This window comes from Rhodobium orientis (assembly GCF_003258835.1).
Taxonomy (GTDB): Bacteria; Pseudomonadota; Alphaproteobacteria; order Rhizobiales; family Rhodobiaceae; genus Rhodobium; species Rhodobium orientis.
The window spans coordinates 1-235 of the sequence record NZ_NPEV01000239.1 but is presented as its reverse complement, the minus strand read 5'-3'; the positions used below and the strand labels follow the sequence as shown (position 1 = coordinate 235).

The following is a 235-nucleotide window of genomic DNA, read 5'->3' as shown; positions in this document are numbered from 1 at the left end:
ATGATGGAAACGACCAGCCAGGACGAATCTGCATAGTTGCATATGATCATTGAGCAGGACATCAGCATGCCGAGGATGATCGGCGTTTTTCTGGCAACCGTTATGGAGCAGCCCTTTTTCAAAAGGAAGTCTGACACGAACCCGCCCAGCAATCCTCCTAAAAATCCGCAGATTGCAGGAAGCGATGCGACAAAACCCGCTTCAAGGATCGACATGCCGCGCGCCTGAACAAGAT

Annotated in this window: 1 pseudogene; it reads right to left on the bottom strand. The window is 51.1% G+C overall.

Annotated features, from left to right (window positions below):
- Positions 1–235, bottom strand: a pseudogene (locus CH339_RS26020) (MFS transporter); the annotation flags it as partial.